This is a genomic window from Nocardia sp. NBC_01503 (assembly GCF_036327755.1).
Classification (GTDB): domain Bacteria; phylum Actinomycetota; class Actinomycetes; order Mycobacteriales; family Mycobacteriaceae; genus Nocardia.
This window is the reverse complement of the sequence record NZ_CP109596.1, coordinates 3,731,158-3,751,214: the sequence shown is the minus strand read 5'-3', so window position 1 is coordinate 3,751,214 and position 20,057 is coordinate 3,731,158. Positions and strand designations below refer to the sequence as shown.

At 65.5% G+C, this 20,057-nt stretch carries 20 protein-coding genes; 8 read left to right on the top strand and 12 right to left on the bottom strand.

The features are described 5' to 3' along the window. The first annotated feature begins 80 nt into the window (after positions 1 to 80). Together OHB26_RS16805 and greA are read left to right on the top strand one after the other, a co-directional pair. Entirely contained in the window at positions 81 to 497 is a 417-nt protein-coding gene (locus tag OHB26_RS16805; RefSeq protein ID WP_330185094.1) for a DUF4307 domain-containing protein, read from the top strand. Between the two features lie 247 nt (positions 498 to 744). Then, entirely contained in the window at positions 745 to 1,239 is a 495-nt protein-coding gene (gene greA / locus OHB26_RS16800) for a transcription elongation factor GreA (RefSeq protein WP_067573613.1), read from the top strand. 160 nt (positions 1,240 to 1,399) lie between these two features. Here greA and OHB26_RS16795 read toward each other — a convergent pair whose 3' ends face one another. Beyond that, on the bottom strand, positions 1,400 to 2,545 hold the full coding sequence (locus OHB26_RS16795) for a cystathionine gamma-synthase (RefSeq protein ID WP_330185093.1): 1,146 nt from the start codon (positions 2,543 to 2,545) through the stop codon (positions 1,400 to 1,402). 125 nt (positions 2,546 to 2,670) lie between these two features. Here OHB26_RS16795 and OHB26_RS16790 point away from each other — a divergent pair, with 125 nt between their 5' ends. After that, positions 2,671 to 3,846, top strand: a complete 1,176-nt coding sequence (locus OHB26_RS16790) for an acyl-CoA dehydrogenase family protein (protein WP_330185092.1) — start codon at positions 2,671 to 2,673, stop codon at positions 3,844 to 3,846. Positions 3,847 to 3,853: 7 nt separating this feature from the next. Here OHB26_RS16790 and OHB26_RS16785 read toward each other — a convergent pair whose 3' ends face one another. After that, positions 3,854 to 4,432, bottom strand: coding sequence for a hypothetical protein (locus tag OHB26_RS16785; protein WP_330185091.1), 579 nt, complete (start codon positions 4,430 to 4,432; stop codon positions 3,854 to 3,856). Positions 4,433 to 4,777: 345 nt separating this feature from the next. Between OHB26_RS16785 and OHB26_RS16780 the strand changes: the two genes are divergently transcribed. After that, positions 4,778 to 5,509, top strand: a complete 732-nt coding sequence (locus tag OHB26_RS16780; protein WP_330185090.1) for an MmyB family transcriptional regulator — start codon at positions 4,778 to 4,780, stop codon at positions 5,507 to 5,509. Here OHB26_RS16780 and OHB26_RS16775 read toward each other — a convergent pair. Together OHB26_RS16775 and OHB26_RS16770 are read right to left on the bottom strand one after the other, a co-directional pair. Then, positions 5,506 to 6,351, bottom strand: a complete 846-nt coding sequence (locus OHB26_RS16775; RefSeq protein WP_330185089.1) for an alpha/beta fold hydrolase — start codon at positions 6,349 to 6,351, stop codon at positions 5,506 to 5,508. The two genes, OHB26_RS16780 and OHB26_RS16775, sit on opposite strands and share 4 nt — an antisense overlap. Before the next feature lie 145 nt (positions 6,352 to 6,496). After that, positions 6,497 to 6,907: a helix-turn-helix domain-containing protein gene (locus OHB26_RS16770; protein ID WP_330185088.1), complete on the bottom strand. Its 411-nt coding sequence runs from the start codon at positions 6,905 to 6,907 to the stop codon at positions 6,497 to 6,499. Positions 6,908 to 7,226: 319 nt separating this feature from the next. Here OHB26_RS16770 and OHB26_RS16765 point away from each other — a divergent pair, with 319 nt between their 5' ends. Then, the gene (locus OHB26_RS16765; protein WP_330185087.1) at positions 7,227 to 7,571 is read left to right on the top strand and encodes a DUF6401 family natural product biosynthesis protein; all 345 of its coding nucleotides are present in this window, start codon (positions 7,227 to 7,229) and stop codon (positions 7,569 to 7,571) included. 73 nt (positions 7,572 to 7,644) lie between these two features. On the opposite strand, the gene OHB26_RS16760 is transcribed toward OHB26_RS16765, so the two are convergent. The 4 genes from OHB26_RS16760 to OHB26_RS16745 form a co-directional block, all read right to left on the bottom strand. Further along, positions 7,645 to 8,730, bottom strand: a complete 1,086-nt coding sequence (locus tag OHB26_RS16760; protein WP_330185086.1) for a mechanosensitive ion channel family protein — start codon at positions 8,728 to 8,730, stop codon at positions 7,645 to 7,647. 208 nt (positions 8,731 to 8,938) lie between these two features. After that, positions 8,939 to 9,550, bottom strand: coding sequence for a transglycosylase SLT domain-containing protein (locus OHB26_RS16755; protein ID WP_330185085.1), 612 nt, complete (start codon positions 9,548 to 9,550; stop codon positions 8,939 to 8,941). A 538-nt stretch (positions 9,551 to 10,088) separates the two neighbouring features. Then, positions 10,089 to 11,195 (bottom strand): AbrB family transcriptional regulator, encoded by a 1,107-nt coding sequence (locus OHB26_RS16750; protein WP_330185084.1) that lies wholly within the window; start codon positions 11,193 to 11,195, stop codon positions 10,089 to 10,091. 194 nt (positions 11,196 to 11,389) lie between these two features. Then, positions 11,390 to 12,778 carry a cystathionine beta-synthase gene (locus tag OHB26_RS16745; protein ID WP_330185083.1) on the bottom strand — a complete coding sequence of 463 codons (1,389 nt, stop codon included), beginning with the start codon at positions 12,776 to 12,778 and terminating at the stop codon, positions 11,390 to 11,392. An 81-nt stretch (positions 12,779 to 12,859) separates the two neighbouring features. Between OHB26_RS16745 and OHB26_RS16740 the strand changes: the two genes are divergently transcribed. The 3 genes from OHB26_RS16740 to OHB26_RS16730 all read left to right on the top strand — a co-directional run bounded on the left by OHB26_RS16740 (position 12,860) and on the right by OHB26_RS16730 (position 15,281). Continuing rightward, on the top strand, positions 12,860 to 13,363 hold the full coding sequence (locus tag OHB26_RS16740) for a hypothetical protein (protein ID WP_330185082.1): 504 nt from the start codon (positions 12,860 to 12,862) through the stop codon (positions 13,361 to 13,363). 134 nt (positions 13,364 to 13,497) lie between these two features. Next, entirely contained in the window at positions 13,498 to 14,715 is a 1,218-nt protein-coding gene (locus tag OHB26_RS16735) for an acetyl-CoA C-acetyltransferase (RefSeq protein ID WP_330185081.1), read from the top strand. A gap of 245 nt (positions 14,716 to 14,960) precedes the next feature. Continuing rightward, positions 14,961 to 15,281 (top strand): DUF1330 domain-containing protein, encoded by a 321-nt coding sequence (locus OHB26_RS16730; protein WP_330185080.1) that lies wholly within the window; start codon positions 14,961 to 14,963, stop codon positions 15,279 to 15,281. A gap of 64 nt (positions 15,282 to 15,345) precedes the next feature. On the opposite strand, the gene OHB26_RS16725 is transcribed toward OHB26_RS16730, so the two are convergent. From OHB26_RS16725 to OHB26_RS16710, 4 genes are all read right to left on the bottom strand, one after another. After that, positions 15,346 to 16,251: a Bax inhibitor-1/YccA family protein gene (locus OHB26_RS16725; protein ID WP_330185079.1), complete on the bottom strand. Its 906-nt coding sequence runs from the start codon at positions 16,249 to 16,251 to the stop codon at positions 15,346 to 15,348. Positions 16,252 to 16,418: 167 nt separating this feature from the next. Further along, the gene (locus tag OHB26_RS16720) at positions 16,419 to 17,345 is read right to left on the bottom strand and encodes an LLM class F420-dependent oxidoreductase (protein ID WP_330185673.1); all 927 of its coding nucleotides are present in this window, start codon (positions 17,343 to 17,345) and stop codon (positions 16,419 to 16,421) included. Between the two features lie 23 nt (positions 17,346 to 17,368). Continuing rightward, positions 17,369 to 18,508 carry a class I SAM-dependent methyltransferase gene (locus tag OHB26_RS16715; RefSeq protein ID WP_330185078.1) on the bottom strand — a complete coding sequence of 380 codons (1,140 nt, stop codon included), beginning with the start codon at positions 18,506 to 18,508 and terminating at the stop codon, positions 17,369 to 17,371. Positions 18,509 to 18,637: 129 nt separating this feature from the next. Then, positions 18,638 to 20,035, bottom strand: a complete 1,398-nt coding sequence (locus OHB26_RS16710; protein WP_330185077.1) for an MDR family MFS transporter — start codon at positions 20,033 to 20,035, stop codon at positions 18,638 to 18,640. Between the last annotated feature and the right edge of the window lie 22 nt (positions 20,036 to 20,057).

Sequence of the window (20,057 nt, the reverse complement as noted above, 5' to 3'; positions counted from 1 at the left end):
CAGGGGGTGTCCGATCTCCATTCCCTATAGTTCCATCCGACCATCGTTTGTTCCGACCTACCCCCCGGGAGGGGCCTGTCATGAGCGAAAGACCGGCCGGGCGGTACGGCGCGGCGCGGCGCAAGACCCCGCGCTGGATGATGTTCGCGATCGGTGCGGTGGTCATAATCGCTGGTCTCGTCGTTTCCTATGTGGGTTACAAGCAATACGGCCCCAAGGACATCGAACCCGATCGGCTGGGCTACACCGTCGTCGACGATGCCACCGTCGAGGTCGACTTCAAGGTGACCCGCAAGGATCCGGGCAAACCGGTCGTTTGTATTGTTCGCGCCATGACCGCGGACAGTGCAGAGGTCGGCCGCCGCGAGGTGCTCATCCCGGCCTCCGACAGCGGTACAGTCCGGCTCACCACCACGATCAAAACCACCGCGCGCGCCGGCGCGGGCAATGTCTACGCCTGCACCGATGATGTGCCGGCATATCTGCGCGCCGGGTGAAAAGTCCGGTACGCGACCCGCTTTGATGCCTCTACCTGCATCTTTGCGAATCGTGCTAAAATAGCGCAACACACGGTTCCGGGGTTCGGAGCCGTGTTTGCTGCATTGACGGCCGGCGCTGTCGGGAACCTCCCCCAGGATGGCTCTGGCTGTCCGCTGTTGTCATGCCCACCCTCGGGTGGGTGTGAACAACGGATTTCAGGGAATCCCGACACGCGTCGGGGACAACTACTAGGGAGTGATCGAGATGACTGAGACGAACGTGACCTGGCTGACCCCGGAGTCGCACGAGAGGCTCACGAGCGAACTCGGCGTCCTCATTGCCAACCGTCCGGTCATCGCGGCCGAAATCAATGAGCGCCGCGAAGAGGGCGACCTCAAGGAGAACGGCGGCTACCACGCGGCACGCGAAGAACAGGGCCAGCAGGAGGCGCGTATTCGCCAGCTGCAGGAGCTGCTGAACAACGCCAAGGTGGGCGTCGCACCGACCAAGTCCGGCGTCGCGCTGCCCGGCTCCGTCGTCAAGGTCTACTACGACGGCGACGAGAGCGATACCGAGACCTTCCTCATCGCCACCCGCGAAGAGGGCCTCAATGGCGACAACCTGGAGACCTACTCCCCCGCCTCCCCGCTGGGCGGCGCCCTCATCAACGCGAAGGTCGGCGAGACCCGCGAATACACCCTGCCCAACGGCAACACCATGAAGGTGACGCTTGTGAGCGCGGAGCCGTATCACAGCTGAGAGAAGCTGTCGCACTTTCGCGGCCCCCGGTCCTGAACGGACCGGGGGCCGCAGTGCATTACCGAGGTCGACGTCGCACGGCGGCTCACGGAGGTGCCGATCTCGACGAAGCGCCGCACCGGATTCCGGTGCGGCGCTTCGGTTTCGATCATGCTGCGGATCAGGCCAGGGCCTGCTCGATGTCCGCCAGCAGGTCGCTGATGTCCTCGATGCCGACCGAGAGGCGGACCAGATCGGCCGGGACCTCGAGGGCCGAGCCCGCGGTCGAGGCGTGCGTCATCGCGCCCGGGTGCTCGATGAGCGACTCCACACCGCCGAGGGATTCGGCGAGGGTGAACAGCTTGGTGCGGGCGCAGAAGTCCAGGGCCGCTTCCTTACCGCCGTGCACGCGCACCGAGATCATGCCGCCGAAGCGGCGCATCTGCTTCTGCGCGACGGTGTGCCCCGGGTGCTCGGGCAGGCCCGGGTAGATGACCTGCGCGATCTTCGGATGATTGGAGAGGAATTCGGCGATGGTCTCGGCATTGTCGCAGTGCCGGTCCATCCGCAGGGCCAGGGTCTTGATGCCGCGCATGGTGAGGAACGCGTCCATCGGACCGGGAACCGCACCCGCACCGTTCTGCAGGAACGCGAACTTGGTGTCCAACTCCTGATCGTTGGTGATGAGCGCGCCACCGACCACATCGGAGTGACCACCCAGGTACTTGGTGGTCGAGTGCAGCACGATATCCGCGCCCAGCAGCAGCGGTTGCTGCAGGTAGGGCGAGGCGAAGGTGTTGTCCACCACCAGCTTCGCGCCACCGGCGTGCGCCACCTCGGCCAGCGCCGAGATATCGCCGATATTCAGCAGCGGATTGGTGGGGGTCTCGATCCACACCAGCTTGGTGTTCGGCCGCATGGCCGCGGCCACCGCCTCCGGATCGTTCACATGCGCCACCGAGTACTCGATGCCCCACTGCGTGAACACCTTGTCGATGAGGCGGAAGGTGCCGCCGTACGCGTCATCCGGAATGACCAGGTGGTCCCCGGGGCGCAGATTCGCGCGCAGGGCACAGTCCGTCGCCGCCATACCCGAGGAGAAGGCGCGGCCGTACGTACCCGACTCCAGCGCCGCGAGATTCGCCTCCAGCGCGGTGCGAGTCGGATTACCGGTGCGCGCGTACTCGTACCCGCCGCGCATCCCGCCGACCCCGTCCTGGGCGAAGGTCGAACTCGCGTAGATCGGCACGTTCACCGCACCGGTCTGAGGGTCCGGATCGAACCCGGCGTGCACGGCCCGTGTGGAGAAACCCAGCTGATCGCTCATACCGTAAGCCTAAGTCGCTGCATATTCGCCCCAAACGCCGGGCGGGCGACGACTGTTCCCTGCCCGCGGAAAGCGCCGTGCCCGGGTCTCGCCCGTAGGTGCGACGGGGTCCTAGGCTGGGGCGCATGGTCACCGTAGACGAGCTGTTCGCCATCGACTCCCTGCTCAGCGATGAGGAGCGGGCCATTCGCGATACCGTGCGGGATTTCGCGGCAGAGCGGTTGCGACCGCGTATCGCGGATTGGTTCGAGGCGGGCACCTTCCCGGCCCGGGAGTTGGCGCCGGAGCTCGGCAAGCTCGGGCTGTTGGGGATGCATCTGGAAGGGTACGGGTGCGCGGGGACCTCCGGGACCGCGTACGGGCTCGCGTGCATGGAGCTCGAGGCGGTGGATTCCGGTGTGCGGAGCATGGTTTCGGTGCAGGGATCGCTTGCCATGACCGCGATCCACAAGTACGGGTCGGAGGAGCAGAAGCAGCGCTGGCTGCCGGGGATGGCGGCGGGGCAGCTGCTGGGGTGTTTCGGATTGACCGAGCCGGACTTCGGGTCCAATCCGGGCGGAATGCGTACGCGCGCAAGGCGAGACGGGGACGACTGGATTCTGGACGGGTCCAAGATGTGGATCACCAACGGGTCCGTCGCGGATGTGGCGGTGGTGTGGGCACAATCGCGCGAAGGTGAGCGGGACACCATTCGCGGATTCGTGGTCCCCACGGACACACCGGGTTTCAGTGCGAGTGAGATTCATCGCAAGCTGTCGCTGCGCGCCTCGATCACCGCGGAACTCGCATTCGAGGGTGTGCGACTGCCCGCCGATGCCATGCTCCCGGAGGCGCGTGGACTCGCCGCACCGCTGGGCTGCCTCTCCGAGGCCCGCTTCGGCATCATCTTCGGCGCGCTCGGCGCGGCCCGCGACTGCCTCTCCGCCGCAATCGATTACGCCCGCACCCGGGAAGTCTTCGACAAGCCCCTCGCCGCCTACCAGCTCACCCAGGCCAAGCTGGCGGATATGGCCGTCGAACTCGGCAAGGGACAGCTGCTGGCGCTGCACCTCGGGCGACTCAAGGATCGCGGGGTGCTGCGCGGCGAACAGATCAGCGCGGGCAAACTGAACAGCACCCGCGAGGCCATCGCCATCGCCCGCGAATGCCGAACCATCCTGGGCGCGAACGGGATCAGCCTGGAGTACCCGGTCCTGCGGCACGCCAACAACCTGGAATCCGTCCTCACCTACGAGGGCACCGCCGAGGTGCATCAGCTCGTACTCGGCGAGGCGCTCACCGGATCCAAGGCATTCCGCTGACGGAGTTTCAGCGCAGCCGCCATGCGCGCTGCCAGCGGGTGGTCGCGGTGTCGTAGAGGCATTCCAGCGGTGCGTGAACATAGTCATGAGGCCAGGTGAGCCGCGCGAGTATGTTCACGATGTCGCCGGTGAGCTCGCGGGAGTTCAGAATGCTCACGCGCAGGCGCAGGGTGGAGGGCAGGACACCGAGCAGATCGGCGGTCGCTTCGGCGGTGGCGGTGCCGGTGCCGGGGTCCAGGACCGACTGGATCGCGATGATCAGCACGGCCAGGGGGATCAGGCGGCGCACGGCCGCGATCCATACGCGCGCTTCATAGCTTCGCCTGTTCTCCCAGAAGCGTCGGCGGATCAGGGTGTGGTGCAACTGGTGGGTGATTTCGTCATTGCGGCCGGTCTCGGGTAGGTCCCGGTCGACAACGATGGTGGCGTTGTGGGTGATCAGGTGTGATCGCACGCCGAGGTCGGTCATGGGTTGGAAGCGAATTCGCACGCCGCGTTCCTCGGCGCATTCGTACGCGTCGAAGCTGCGTAGCCCGGCGATATCGCGCGGACCCGGGACGGTCCCATGGTGTCTGTGTGCATGCACAGTGCTGCGCGCCCCTCTGCATTTGTTGGTCGGAGAGTCGGATTCCCACAGGACTCGATCAAGGCGGGCTCGATCGGGTGGTCCCCCAAAGCGGCAGCGGGCGCGCCTTACGGCTGGGGCGAGCGCTGGTTCCGTATTAGCTGGGGGTGACCTTTGCCATGATGGGTCGCCGGCCTTGCGTCATCTCGGCTGGTCAACTGCGTGATCACTATCCAAACATTGTATTTGTCCGGTTTGCAAGCGGCGCACTCGATTTCGCCTACCCTCTTTGCGAGTAGCGATTTTCCCCCTACCCCTGATAGTGACACTCGAGGGCGATGGGAAATTGAGAGGAACGGTTGCGGGATGGGTGCGGAGTTCGAACTACCGACCTTGGGCGCGTATGTGAAGTGGCTACGGAACCGGTTGGGGTCGACGCAGGCCCAGGCGGCCGCGAGCGCCGCGATCGGGCTGAGCACATTGCGCAAGATCGAGCAGGACAAGGAGGCCGACTATCGCGGTGACACGCTCGATGCCCTGTCGAACGTGTTGTGCCGCAACGACCATGAGCGCACGCATTGGTCCGCGCTGGCGGGTCGGCCCACTCGCTCGACCGGTGAGACGACCACCGTGGACGATATCGGGGCGTTGCTGGCCCGGCTGTCGCCGATGCCCGCCGCATGGCTGGTCAACTGGCGCGTCGCCGCCGCGAATGACCGCTCTCGGGACCTGCTGCCGGGCTCGAGTGAGGCCGAGACGCTACCGCATTGGCTGTTCAATGACGGGCGGGCCAAGGTGGTGTTGCCGGACTGGCAGCATGAGGCCGAGGTGGTCACCGGCCTGTTGCGGCATTTCGTGGTGGCCACACACGGGCGAGGCGCGACCGCCGACATCATCGGCTCGCTGATGGCGCATCCGCAGTTCGCGCGCATGTGGGAGTCCGGGATCGTGTACACCACACGCCCGCGCCCCCGCCGGCGGATCTGGTCACCGTCCGCCGAGACGATGACCGTCCTGCGCGAAGTGGCTATCACCACCTCGGACTCGTCCGCGCTGACCATCGGATTTCCGGCGGGCGCGGAGGGACTCGAAACCTAGTCCGTGGGAAGGTTTTCGAGCCACTTGCGAATGACCGGGTTGGTCAGTTCCGGGTGGGTATAGGGCACGGCGTGGCAGGCGCCCGGAGCGTCGATGACCTCGATTTGGGTCGGGCCGCCCAGATGGCCGGCCAGCTCCTCTTGGATGGCACGCCCGTGGGTGGCGTCACCGATACCGCACATCAGCAAGGCGGGCATGGTGATTCCGCTGACCACATCCACGATGCTTTCGCGTTCGATCACGCTTCGCACCGCGGCTTCGGGCCTGCGCCGGTCAATCGCCCACTTCTCGACCCAGGCGGCCCGCTGCTCGCGAGTGCCGCCGATCATCTGCGCCGAGATCGGCTGAGTGATGTCCTCGAGCGGGCCATCCCCGAGTACCCAGGTCTTGAGCAGAATCCGCGTGTAGGCCGCGCGTTCTTCCCCGTCATAGGGTTTGGCGCTGCTGCCGATCAGGATCAGTCCGCGGATGCGTCGAGGTTGCTGCAAGGCCATGCGCATCGCGATGCCGCCGCCTTGGAAGATGCCGCCGACGACGAGGGTGTCGATGCCGAGGTGGTCCAGGACCGCCCAGCAGTCCCATGCCAGCCGCCACCAGTCGAAGGGGTTGCCGGGATCTTCGGTGCGGCCGTGTCCGCGCGCGTCGACGGCGATGACCCGGTAGTCCGGGTGCAGAGCCTGCTGCCCGTCCCACATTTCGGTGTCCATGAAGATTGTGTGCAGCAGCAGCAACACCGGTCCATCACCGCCGGTATCGGTGAAATGGATATTCGCTCCGTCATCGGTGGTGACAAACGGCATGATGCGGCCCCTCCCTGTGTGAATTCGCTTGCCTCGGGCCATGTTTGAGGCGACTTCCCGGCGCCAACAGTAACGTGTTCTATTTATGGCCGGAGCATTCCGGCCACCTGATGCGATGACCGACCGCGGCGCCGGGCCCCCTCCCGGTCGCCCGCGCATCGGCGGTGCGGCGTACCGCTGCCCCTTCTCAGAGCTCGCGACTCCACAGTTCGATCATCGCTTCGACTTTGGCGCGCCGCTCCGGGGCGAGCTTCTTGATCGATAACGCCAGTGCGTGCTCCTCGGCCGCGGTGGCTCCGGCAGAAGCGGGCTCGACGTCGGGTTCGTAGTCGGACAGTTCGAATAGGCGAGTTCGCTTGTCGAAGTCCAAGCGCAGGAGGTCGGCGAGTTTGCCGAGGACTTCACGAGGGGCTTTCGTAGCCTCCATGACCCCGCCCCTGGAGACCGTCCCCTTCTCGAGCTGATGTAGCCGGGTGACCGAGATCCCGGCGTATTGGGCGACATCGGCGACACGCAGGTCCAGGCGGGTGCGCGCGGTGTGCAGGATCTCGCCGACCTGGCATGCGTCGTCCACCGTGATGCCGGGGCGATTGCTCATGTGGGCGAGAGTAGCAGCGTTGTAGGTTGGTTACGACTGTGTTGTTGGTCTGTTGTAGTCATGTTGTAGGTGCGTTATCGTTCCGGTGTCCGGAAGGCGGCCGGTCCCGAATCACGAACCCGCACAAGCACCCCCACCGATGTGGGTGACCGAAGGCGGGAGGAGGGGAGATCCGGGGCCAGCTGCCGACCGGTGCCCGCGGGCGTTGGCGGCGTGCCGCCGCCCCGAGATCGAAAGAGCCGCGACGACGAGCTCGCCCGCGTTGCGCGATATCTCACAGGCGCTGCCGTACTCGCACCGAAATTGCTAGCATGACCAGGTGTTTTTGCCCGGCTCCGCGTTGCTCGTCGTTTCGGCGCGTAAGACTTTGAACCGCCTGCAGCGCACACACGGAGCTCCGGCCGTCGAGGCCATGCGCGAGTTTCCCGGTGTGGCCGCGGCGGTCGACCAGCATGCGGCCGCCATTCGCGACATTCTCGAAGTGGGCGTGGAGAATTCCAGCGTCGTGCCGGTGAGCGTCCTGCTCGCCGGATACGCTCGCGGCCTGCTGGAGGATCTGCGCGAAACCGGCCTGCAGGCCCCCTATGACTCCGAAGACTGGCAGTCCGCCGAATGGGTGCATCTGCGCCTGGCCGCGGTTTGCGCCCTCGCCCGAAACGAGTGACAACACAGCCGAATAAGTGAAGCGCCCACGTACTCGGAGTACGTGGGCGCTTCCCAATTCATCGAGTGGGCGGCTAGTACATTCCGGGCTGACCACCGTGATCGGGCAGGTAGCCGGACTGCCCCGGCATCTGACCGCCCTGCCACGGCTGCTGGCCACCCTGCCACATCTGCCCATACCCGCGCTGGTCACCGTAACCCTGCGGGCTTTGCGCCGAATAGCCCTGCGCACCCGGTCCTGGATAACCCTCCGGACTCTGGCCCGAATAACCCTGGGGGGTCTGCCCCGAGTAACCCTGCGGGTTGTGACCCGGCGAACCGGCGGACTGTTCGGCCCATTTTCCGGGCGGCGACTGCTGGCCGCTCATGGCGCGCTGGCCACCCGTACCCTGATGCGCCATCATCGCCTGTTGCTGCGCGGACTCGCGCTGCCGGGCGGCATCCTCACGACCGCGCTGAAAGGCTTCGGCGTGGCCCTTCACCTCGGGCATCTCACCCTCGATGGTGTCGAGCCAGCCTTCCCAGCGCTGCTGCATCGGCTTGATGAGACCGCCACCGACACCGACGACGAGCACACCACCGATCACCGCGAGGACGGTAATGAGGATCGGCATGGTGACCGAGGTCGCGACCCCGATCTGGTTCAGTGCGGCGATAATGCCCACGCCCCAGATGAACACGGCGGCAATGCGACCCATCATCCGGCCGTAGGACAGCCCGCTGAGCATATTCGCGATCATGTCCTTCACCACGCCCGCGATGGCGCCCGCGATACAGACGATGACGATCGCGACCGCCAGGCGCGGCAACCAGGACACGATGCCGTCCAGCATGTTACTGATCGGATTCGGCCCGAACACACCGAATCCCAGTTGCAGCGTGATCAAAAGGATTGCGTAGTAAGCCAATTTGGCGATGATGCCGACGGCGTCGTAGTTACTGTGCGCCAGCATGTCCTTGATACCGCCGCGTTCGACCAGCCGGTCGAAGCCGACCTGATGCAGTATTCGGGTCACCAGCCGGGCAACGATCTTGGCGACCAGCCAGCCGATGATCAGGATGGCCAGAAAGCCCGCGAACTTCGGGACGAACGTGGCGACCGAACTCCACGCGTCCGAGAGGCCCTGCTGGAAATCGATAGCCAAACTCGAGGTGTGCATACCCCGTCCCTTCGCTATCCCGTCCCGGCCGAGTGCCGGAACTTTGCTCCAAGGGCGGTTATACCCGTTGCCGATCATTGGATTCGTCTGTTTGCGAAATAGTTGCCAAATCGGGTACCTGTGATTTGCCAGACATTCGCGCGGGATAGCCGAAACCCTCCCGGAGCGAATGCTCCGGGAGGGCTCTGACCGGGTCGTACCGGCTCGATCAGTACGCGCTGTTGACGTTGTCCATCGAGCCGTAGCGCGCGGCGGCGTAGTTGCAAGCGGCGACGATGTTGGCGACCGGATCCCAGACATCGGTCGAGGTGCCCGGGACGTGGTACGCGTTGAAGGTCGGGTCGATCACCTGGAGCAGGCCCTTGGACGGGATGCCCATGGCGGCATTGGAGTCGTACAGGTTGATCGCCTGCGGGTTGCCACTGGATTCGCGCAGCACGTTGCGGAGGATGCCGTCGTAGCTGCCCGGGATGCCGTGGGCGGACATGATGTCCAGCGCCTGACGGATCCAGCCATCCAGGTTGTCCGGGTAGGACGGGGCGGGCGGCGCCGGCGGGGCGGGCACCACGACCGGAGCGGGCTCCGGCATCGGCGCGGGCACGGCGGCGGCCGGAGCGGGCTGCGCGTTGGCGGGGGCCAGTGCGGCCGGGGCGGCAGCGGCGAGGGTCTGCTTCAGTGCGACCGGGTGCACATCGCCGGAGGCGGTCCCGGCGGCGGTGATAATGGAGCCGAAGACTCCGAGAGCAAGGGCGGCGGTACCGGCCGTACGGGCGGCGGCAACCACCTTGCTACGTCTAGCAGGGTCACGCAGAGCAGTCATGGCATTCGTGGGCATGGCGAATTTGGATTCCTGTTCGGTTTCTGGGCTCGCAGGCCTGGAAGAAGGCAGCGCTGATCAAGGCGCGTCTCTCGACGGGCACCGGGTGCGCTGGGGCTGGTTCGCGTTGCTGTTGTGAGACCCATTGCGGGCCAGGGAAACTCGACGCTCTAGGAGATTCGCGAAGTGCGTGCCGACCGCTTCGGGTCGCGGCGCCTCATCGCACCGTTGTCGTGTGCACGTTCCGCATGCGTGTCGACATCTCCTTGCGTCAACCAGACTTGTGGTCTGTTTCCAACAAGGTCACAGCTTGATTGCGCTTAGTTAACACAGCCTGAACCAAAGTTGAACAGAAGGTAAATCGGCTAGCTTGGCAACCCAAGGACCTGCATTAATACAAGCACTGACCTGGTGATTCAATTCAAACTAGCAAGTGCTTTAGATCACAGAGAAATTTAGCTCCTGAATCGCGATTTACCCGGATTGCGTGATTTCTCGGCGTTTCGCGTCGCTAAAGGCAACGATTTGGCAATCGTTGTGATCACACCGTGATCGGCACAGTGAAGCGCCGCAGCCCCCGCATTAACATTGGCAACATCAGCATCATCAGTAACAGACGAATGGTTTGCACACTGGTGATGAGCGGCAGATTGGCATTCATTTTGTCCGCGGTGGCCAGTACCGCATTGATTCCGCCCGGTGTGGTCGCCAGATACAGATCCGACCTCTCCAACTCGACGAAATACCCCAAACCCAGCGCCAATGCGGCCACCAGCCCGCTGAGGGCCAATACGGCCATCGTCATGGCGGGGATCATGCGCATCATCTCGCACACCACCCGCCGGGTGAAGCGGCTGCCCACGTCGAATCCGATGAGCACGAACAGCAGATCCTTGAACAGATGCGTGGGCGCGTAGCCGTGACTGATACCCGCCGCGGTGAGCAGGGCCGTGAGCAACATCGGGCCCAGCAGTGCGGCATTGGGCAATCCGATCCGGCGGCCGACCCAAATTCCCATGACGCACAACATGATCGCCGTCGAAATTCCCGCCACCTGATCACCGCGGCCGACGATCATCCAGTACGGCAGCGAGGGATCGGTCACCGAACCGCCGAGAGTGGCTGTGCTGTAAGAGATTCCCTCTTCATCATCGAGTATCGCGGCGATCGCGGGCGCGCTCAGGGCGACCAGCGCGACGCGCAGATACTGCATGAACGCGACCCGGCGCGGATCGGCGTCGAGCTCATCGGCGGCGGCGACAACGGCGGCCGAACCACCGGCCAGCATGCCCAGCGTGGCGGTCGGGATATCCACCTTCGTCACCCGCGAGAAGAACAGCGCCACAACGATACTCAGGACGACAGTGGCCACGGTGACCGCCGCCACCGGCAGCAGATCCCAGCCGATCGAGGTCAGCAGCGAGATCTGCAGATAGCTGCCCATCACCACACCGAGCATGCCTTGCACACCCAGATTCAACTGCGACGGAAGAGGTTTCGGCAGTTTACCGGTCATGGCCAGCCCCGCGCCGACGATAATCGCGAGCATCATCTGCGGAGCCGGGAACCCGGCCCGATCCAGCAGCGTCGCACCGGCAAGCACCGCGCCCGCCAGTGCCACCCAGGTGAGCGCCTGCCGCAAGTTCATACGAGCCGATCCTGCCCGCTGCCCATGAACGGACAGTAACGCACCAGTTACCCGGAATGCGGGGCAGTTGTGACTTCCGATGCAGAACCGAATCACTAAGGGACAGGCCACAAATCACACACGAGTAATTCGCAGAAAAACAACTTCGCCCGCTCTACCGATTCGGTAAAGCGGGCGGGGCAATTGCCAGGTTATTAAGCGAGAACGCCCTCGCTGAGGAAACCGAGAAGATCGTGGCGGGTGATCACACCGACCGGCTTGCCGTCGTCGACGACCATCAGCGCATCGGTGTGCTCGAGCAGTTTGGTGGCGGCCGAAACCGGCTCACCGGAGCCGATGAGCGGGAACGCCGGGCTCATATGCTGCGCCACCGAATCGGTCAGCTTGGCGCGGCCTTCGAACACATCCGAGAGCAGATCGCGCTCGGTGACGCTGCCCGCGACCTCGCCCGCCATGATCGGCGGCTCGGCGCCGACGACCGGCATCTGCGAGACGCCGTATTCGCGCAGGATCTCGATGGCATCGCGCACCGTCTCCTGCGGATGGGTGTGCACCAGATCCGGCAGTTCGCCGGACTTGCCGCGCAGCACATCACCGACATGCACCTCGGCGGTAGAGCCGTCCAGGCGCGAGCGCAGGAAGCCGTAGGAGCTCATCCACTGATCGTTGAAGATCTTGGACAGGTAGCCGCGGCCACCGTCCGGCAGCAGGACCACCACGACGGCGTCCGGATCGCGCTCTGCGACCTTGAGCGCGGCGACCATGGCCATACCGCAGGAGCCGCCGACCAGCAGGCCCTCTTCACGGGCCAGCCGACGGGTCATCTCGAAGGAGTCGGCATCGGAGACCGCGATGATCTCGTCCGGGATGGTCGGGTCGTAGGCGCTGGGCCAGAAGTCCTCACCCACACCCTCGACCAGGTACGGGCGACCGGTGCCGCCGGAGTAGACCGAACCCTCCGGATCCGCGCCGATGACCTTGACCTTGCCGCCCGAGACTTCCTTCAGGTAGCGGCCGGTGCCGGTGATGGTGCCGCCGGTGCCGACGCCCGCCACGAAGTGCGTGACCTTACCGTCGGTATCGCGCCAGATCTCCGGGCCGGTGGTCTCGTAATGCGACTCCGGGCCACCGGGATTGGCGTACTGGTTCGGCTTCCACGCACCGTCGATCTCGCGGACCAGACGATCGGAGACGTTGTAGTAGCTGTCCGGATCCTCCGGCGCGACCGCGGTCGGGCAGACCACGACCTCGGCGCCGTAGGCGCGCAGCACATTGCGCTTGTCCTCGGAGACCTTGTCCGGGCAGACGAAGACGCACTTGTAGCCGCGCTGCTGGGCGACCAGGGCCAGACCGACACCGGTATTGCCGGAGGTCGGTTCGACGATCGTGCCACCGGGCTTCAGCAGCCCTTCTTTCTCGGCCGCGTCGATCATCTTGACGGCGATGCGGTCCTTGGAGCTACCACCGGGGTTCAGGTACTCCACCTTCGCCGCGACCAGTCCGGAGTTCGGGCCCACCACGGAGTTCAGCCGAACCAGGGGGGTGTTTCCGATCAGATCGACGACGGAGTCAGCAATGCGCATACCCCTTATCGTTGCAGAAAGGAGATGGCGGCTTACGCGCACGTCGGCGATCTCACGGTTACGGGAAATTACCATCGCCCCATGAGGACGCCGACCTGTGCGCGCGCTGCCCTGCTACTCGGTTGCCTGACCGGTGCGACCATGATCGTTTCCACCGCCCCGGCGCAGGCCCGAACCGTCGAATTTCCCCAGGTGCCGACCATGTTCCGCGATGGGCTCTGCGGCGGCAGCGTACGGGTCTGGGCCGATACCGATCCGCTGTGGGCGGGCCGCGCCATCATCAATGTGCGAGCCACCCCGATCGTGGGCTACGGCCCGGGCGAGTACAGCTTCGCCCCGCTCTGCGAGAACGTGACCACCGTCGCCTGGCGCAATATGAACACCGGTGCGGCGGGCGAATACCGGGTGACCGTCGTCGCGGGCATCTACGGCAGCATCCAGTACGCCCAGTACCAGGACACCGGCCCCGGCCACATCGTGGTGACGTCCTTCACCGATATGGCCAGCATCCCCCAGCGCGGCGAATTCGATGTCCCCGCAGCGCCTCCCGGACCACCGCCGGAACCCGAGCCCAACCCTCGATAACTCCGGCAGTGTGCCGCGAGTGAGGGATATTTCACCGTTCAGTGATTGGGATACCGGCATACCGGATGTTTGATGCAGAACACACCCGTCGTACATTCGAGAAGGTTCACCCCCGCACTTGAAGGAGTCCCTCCATGGCTGAGGCCGTTATCGTTTCGTACGCCCGCTCGCCCATCGGCCGCGCAGGCAAGGGTTCTCTCGTGGGCATGCGTCCGGACGACCTCGCCGCTCAGATGGTGCAGGCCGCCCTGGACAAGGTCCCCGGCCTGGCCGTGAGCGATGTCGAAGACCTCATCCTGGGCTGCGGTCAGCCCGCCGGTGAGGCCGGATTCAATATGGCCCGCGCGGTCGCGGTGCAGCTGGGCTACGACTACCTGCCCGGTGTCACCCTCAACCGCTACTGCTCCTCCTCGCTGCAGACCACCCGGATGGCCTTCCACGCCATCAAGGCGGGCGAGGGCGATGTCTTCATCTCCGCAGGCGTCGAGACGGTTTCGCGCTTCCCCAAGGGCACCGCCGACGGCTGGCCGGACACCCACAACCTGAAGTTCGCCGATGCCGAGGCACGCACCAAGGCCACCGGCGAGTCCAACGCCACCTGGACCGACCCGCGCGAGAACGATCTGCTCCCGGACGTCTACATCGCCATGGGCCAGACCGCCGAGAACGTCGCCACCTTCACCGGCATCTCGCGTGAGGACCAGGACCACTGGGCCGTGCGTTCGCAGAACCGTGCCGAAGAGGCCATCAAGTCCGGCTTCTTCGAGCGTGAGATCACCCCGGTGACCCTGCCCGACGGCACCATCGTCACCACCGACGACGGCCCGCGCGCCGGCACCACCTACGAGAAGATCTCCTCGCTCAAGCCGGTCTTCCGCGCCGACGGCACCGTCACCGCCGGTAACGCCTGCCCGCTCAACGACGGCGCGGCCGCGCTGGTCGTCATGAGCGACACCAAGGCCAAGGCGCTGGGCCTGACCCCGCTGGCTCGCATCGTCTCCACCGGTGTCTCGGGTCTGTCGCCCGAGATCATGGGCCTGGGCCCGATCGAGGCCGTGCGCAAGGCGATGAACAACGCCAACATGACCATCGGCGATCTCGACCTGTACGAGATCAACGAGGCGTTCGCCGTGCAGGTGCTTGGCTCGGCCCGCGAGCTGGGCATGGACCACGACAAGCTGAACATCTCCGGTGGCGCCATCGCGCTGGGCCACCCGTTCGGTATGACCGGCGCCCGCATCACCGCGACCCTGATCAACAACCTGCAGACCCAGGACAAGCAGTTCGGTCTGGAGACCATGTGCGTCGGCGGCGGCCAGGGCATGGCCATGATCATCGAGCGCCTGAGCTAATCCGCCTCCACGCGACTTCGGCGCACGGCTGAGAGCCGTCGCAGGTCGCGGACGCGTGGTGCGGTCGGGTGGAGAACCCATTTGGGGGTACCCCAGGAGTTACCCCGACCCTCACCAAATCAGTCGACCGGTCCCCCGCCACTGGCGGGGGACCGGTCCTCGTTATTACCTGATAGGTAATCGACTTCACTACCTGCGGGCGGAAAACTGAAGGGCACCAACGCAGTATCGAATTAGGAGTCACGATGCCCGGTTACGCCATTGCTCATCTGCACGACGTCGATGTCAACGCGGAAATCGTGGAGTATCTCGAGCGCATCGATTCGACGCTGGCTCCGTTCGGCGGCAGGTTCCTGGTGCACGGCGGCAATCAACTCTCCGTGGAGGGACCGGCGAGCGCGATCGCCGTGGTGATCGAATTCCCCGACTACCAGGCGGTTCAGGACTGGTATCGGTCCCCCGCCTACCAGGCCATCCTGCCATTGCGCACCGAAAATGCCCGGGGCACAGCCATTCTCGCCGAGGACTGCGGTATCGATCACATCGCGACCGATGTACTGAAATGACCGGGGTACAGAAATGAAAAAGGCGGGCACCGGAATCCGGTACCCGCCCTTCGTATTTCGAGCGCTAGTTATTGCTGTTGAAGTACGACAGCAGGCGCAGGATCTCGATGTACAGCCACACCAGGGTGACGGTCAGGCCGAATGCCACACCCCACGCGGCCTTTTCGGGCGCACCGGCGCGGATCATCTGGTCGGCGGCGTCGAAGTCCAGCAGGAAGCTGAAGGCCGCGATGCCGATGCAGACCAGGCTGAAGACGATGGCGAGCGTGCCGCCGTCGCGCAGACCGAAACCGCCGGGGGTGAAGAAGCCCGCGATCAGGTTGCCCAGCATGAGCACCAGCACGCCGATCATGGCGCCGACCATCATGCGGGTGAAGCGCGGAGTGACCCGGATGGCGCCGGTCTTGTAGACGATCAGCATGCCGAAGAAGACGCCGAAGGTGCCGAGCACCGCCTGCGCGATCAGCCCGGAGCCGCCCGCACCACCGAACGAGATATCGCTGAACACGAACGACAGCGCACCGAGGAACAGGCCCTCGAAGGCGGCGTAGGTGAGCACCAGCGCCGGATTGTTCTGCTTACGACCGAAGCTGATGACCATGGCCAGTACGAAGCCGATGAGCGCGCCGCCACCGGCGAGCGGTGCGGCCAGCGCGTGATTGCTCGCGGTCAGCGCGTACGAGATGATCGCCGCGACGGTGACCACGGCCAGCGTGATACCGGTCTTGGTGACCACATCGTCGATGGTCATGGGCCGCGTGGTCGGAATGGCCGGCTGCTGCTGGTATCCGCCGGTGGGCGGATACATCGGCGGCTGCGAACCGTACTGCGGCTGACCGTATTGCGGGGGCTGCTGACCGTACTGAGGGTTATTCGGTCCGGCTCCAGTGGGGGCCGAGCCGAAGCCGGCGTAGCCGCCGTTCTGCTGCGGCGACAGATTCCGGAAGACCGGGTTGGAAGTGGTGCGCAAGGCGCTTCCCTTTCTGGAGTCGCGGCCCACGAATGTCGTGGCCTCGTTCTACCTGTCCAACGGGAGGTGGCGTCGGCAAGTTCCCGAACCGCCATGGATCGGACGTACCAGACTTTACCCGAGCTTTACCCTCAATGCCGACTGGTCGGACAGTTGTTCGCTCGGTATCAGCCCAGTCGGCTCATCACGCGATCGGCGATCAACTCCAGGTGATCGAGATCGTCAAGATCCAGGATCTGCAGGTAGACCCGGCTGGTCCCGGCGATCTCGGCATAGCGGCCGATCTTGTCGACCACCTCCTCCGGACTACCGGCCAGACCATTGGCCTTCAATTCGTCGACCTCGCGGCCGATGGCGGCGGCGCGGCGAGCCACCTCGGCATCGGTGGCGCCGACACAGGCGACGAGCGCATTGGAGAAGGTGATCTCCTGCGGATCGCGACCGGCGTCCTTGGCCGCGCGGCGGACCCGCTCGAACTGCTCGGCGCAGGTCTGCGCGGATTGGAACGGCACATTGAACTCATCGGCGTACTTGGCGGCGATACGCGGTGTGCGCTTGGCGCCCATACCGCCGATCAGCACCGGGATCTTCGCCTGCGCGGGCTTGGGCAGGGCGGGCGAATCCCGCAGCGTGTAGTGCTGGCCCTCGAAGCTGAAGGTCTCCCCGGCCGGGGTGCCCCACAGACCGGTGATGATCGCCAACTGTTCCTTGTAGCGCGGGAACTTATCCGCGGGGAACGGGATGCCGTACGCGGTGTGCTCGGACTCGTACCAGCCCGCTCCCAAACCGAATTCGACACGGCCGCCGGACATGGCGTCGACCTGCGCGACCTGGATGGCGAGTACGCCCGGCAGGCGGAAGGTGGCGGCGGTGACCAGGGTGCCGAGGCGAATCCGCTTGGTCTCCCGGGCCAGACCCGCGAGGGTGATCCACGCGTCGGTCGGCCCGGGCAGGCCGTCGGCGTCACCCATGGCGAGGTAGTGATCGGAGCGGAAGAAGGCGTCGTAGCCCAGGTCCTCGGTGGCCTTGGCCACGGTCAACAGGGTGTCGTAGCTCGCGCCCTGCTGCGGTTCGGTGAAGATACGAAGATCAATTCGTCCCATGCCCGCCATTGTGCTCAGCTGTGCAGGCCACGCACCGAACGGGTGACGGTGAACTTGCGATTGCGGCCGATCACCTCGGTCTTTCCGACCAGGCGCTCCATCACACCGCGATAGTTCAGATGGGTGTTGTAGACCGTCCAGAGCTCGCCGCCGGGGCGCAGTACGCGACCGGTCTCGGAGAACATCTTGATGGCCGAACCGGTGTGCACGGCCGCGCCGACGTGGAAGGGCGGATTGCAGACGACCAGGTCGGCGCTGTTGTCGGGGGCCGTGGACATGGCATCGTCGCGCAGCACCGTAATGCGGTCGGCGACATGGTTGGCGGCGGCGGTGGCACGGGTGGAGGCCACCGCGGCGGCCGATTGGTCGGTGGCGATGACACGCAGGCCCGGGCGTGCCGTGGCCAGCGCGACCGCGAGAATGCCGGTGCCGCAACCGAGATCGATGGCATCGCGGGCATCGGGCTTCATCCGCTTGAGGTAGTCGAGCAGGAAGCGGGTGCCGATATCCAGGCGCGAACCGGAGAACGCGGCACCGTGCGCGACCACCTCGAGGCCCTGTTCGTCGAGTTGATTGCGCACCGGGAAACGCTGTTCGCCAATGGGTTTCGGGTCGGTGGCCAGGAGTACGCGGGACTTCTGACGGCCGCGGCTGGCCTGCACCGAACCGAAGGACTCGGCGAGGACCTCGTTCATCGCGGGCGTGAGGTACTTGTCCCGGCCGCCCGCGTAGACCCGGACCTCGGGTGCGGCGTGCCGGGCGATGGCGTCGGCGGTCTCGGCGATGCCCGAGAGCGCGCGCGGCAGCCGCCACAGCACCACCCGGACATCGGCGAGCAGCCGCTCGCCGAGTTCGTACGCGGAGTAGCGATCGGCGAGACCGACCTGGCGGGCGTTGTTGGCCAGGGCCAGCTCACCGGTGAGCAGGTCCTGATGGACGCGCAGGCCGCGCAGCCCGTGCGCGGCGGCCGCGCCGAGGGTGAGCGCGCCATAGCCGTCGTCGATCACCGCCACCCGGTCATTCCCTGCGGCAGCTAGGGATTCGGCTGCCTCATCGAGCAGCAGCCGATCGGCCGCATCGACCGCGTAGAGGTTCACCGCCTCCACATCCGGATACCGCCGCAATCGGCTCAGCACGTCCTCGACCTCAACCACACGTACAGTGTGCTGGATCATTGCCGAACCGTCGCATCGGGCCGGGTTTCCCGGCGACGAAGCGGTAGCCCGGGCGTTGCGCGCACCGGTCAACGGGGGTTGCGCGCAGCCGGTGAGCAGCGATTGCGATCAGTTCTTCGGCATCATGGCGGCCGCGGCGATCATCACCACCGCCATTGCCGCCACGCCGAGGAACACCAGATGGATGGCGGGCGAGAGGTCTTGCGGGGCCGGATGATCGGTGCTGCCGACCCGCGAGTTCACCAGTGCACCGAAGACCGCGACACCGAGGGCGCTGCCCAGGGAACGGGCGAACATATTGGTGGAGGTGACCACACCGCGCTCGGACCATTCGGCACTGGACTGAGCGGCAATGAGGGTCGGGCTGGCCACCAGGCCCATACCGGTGCCGACCACGAAGCAGCCCAGTGCCACCTGTAGCAGGGTCGAATCCTCGTTCACCAGTAGCAGGGTGGCCGCGCCGACGGCGGCCAGCACACTGCCGATGACGGAGGTGGCGCGGAAACCTATGCGCAGATACACCTTTCCGGCTTGGGAGGCCGAGAGCGGCCAGCCCAGGGTGAGCGCGCCGACGGTGAGACCGGCGATCAGCGCACCGGTGCCGAGCACGCCCTGGGCGAAGGTCGGCACATAGGAGGTGAGTCCGAGCAGTACCGCGCCGACCAGCAGGGAGACCAGACTGCTGGCCACGAGAATACGGCGGGTGAAAACCCACAGCGGCAGAATCGGATTCGCGGCCTTGCGCTCCACCAGGCCGAATAGGAACAGCACCACGACGCCGCCCGCGAACAGCCCGATGCTCGCCGGTGAGGTCCAGGCCCATGCCTGGCCGCCCTCGATCAGCGCCAGGATGAGTCCGCCCGCGCCGATGGTGAGCAGTAGCGCGCCCAGATAGTCGATCCGATGCTTTTGCCGCGGAGCGCTTTCGGTGAACTCGCGCAGAATCATCCAGGCGGCCACGACCGAGAGCGGCAGGTTCACCAGGAAGATCCAGCGCCAGCTGACGTATTCGGAGAACACTCCGCCCAGTAGCGGTCCGAGCACCGAGGAGGCGGCCCATACGCTGGCCAGGTACGCCTGCACCTTGGCTCGCTCCTGCACGGTGTAGATATCGCCCGCGATGGTGATGGCCATCGGCCCCACCGCGCCCGCGCCGATACCCTGTACGGCGCGGAAGATGATCAGCCCGAGCATGCTGGTGGCGAGCCCGCACAGCAGGGAGCCGAACGCGAATACCGCGATTCCGAAGAGCATCACCGGCTTTCGGCCCACCATATCGGCGAGTTTGCCGTAGATCGGCACGGTCACCGCCTGCGCCAGCAGATAGATGCTGAACAGCCAGGGGAACTGGGAGAACCCACCCAGCTGATCGGTGATGGTCAAGACCGCGGTGGCGATCACCGTCGAATCGAGTGCCACCAGTGAGGTCGCCAGCATGATGGCCGCCAGCACCGGCCCTCGTTCAGAACGCAGTCCAATACCCGAGGCCGATTCGGTGGCCGTCACCGGCAACCCCTTTCGTTAGCTC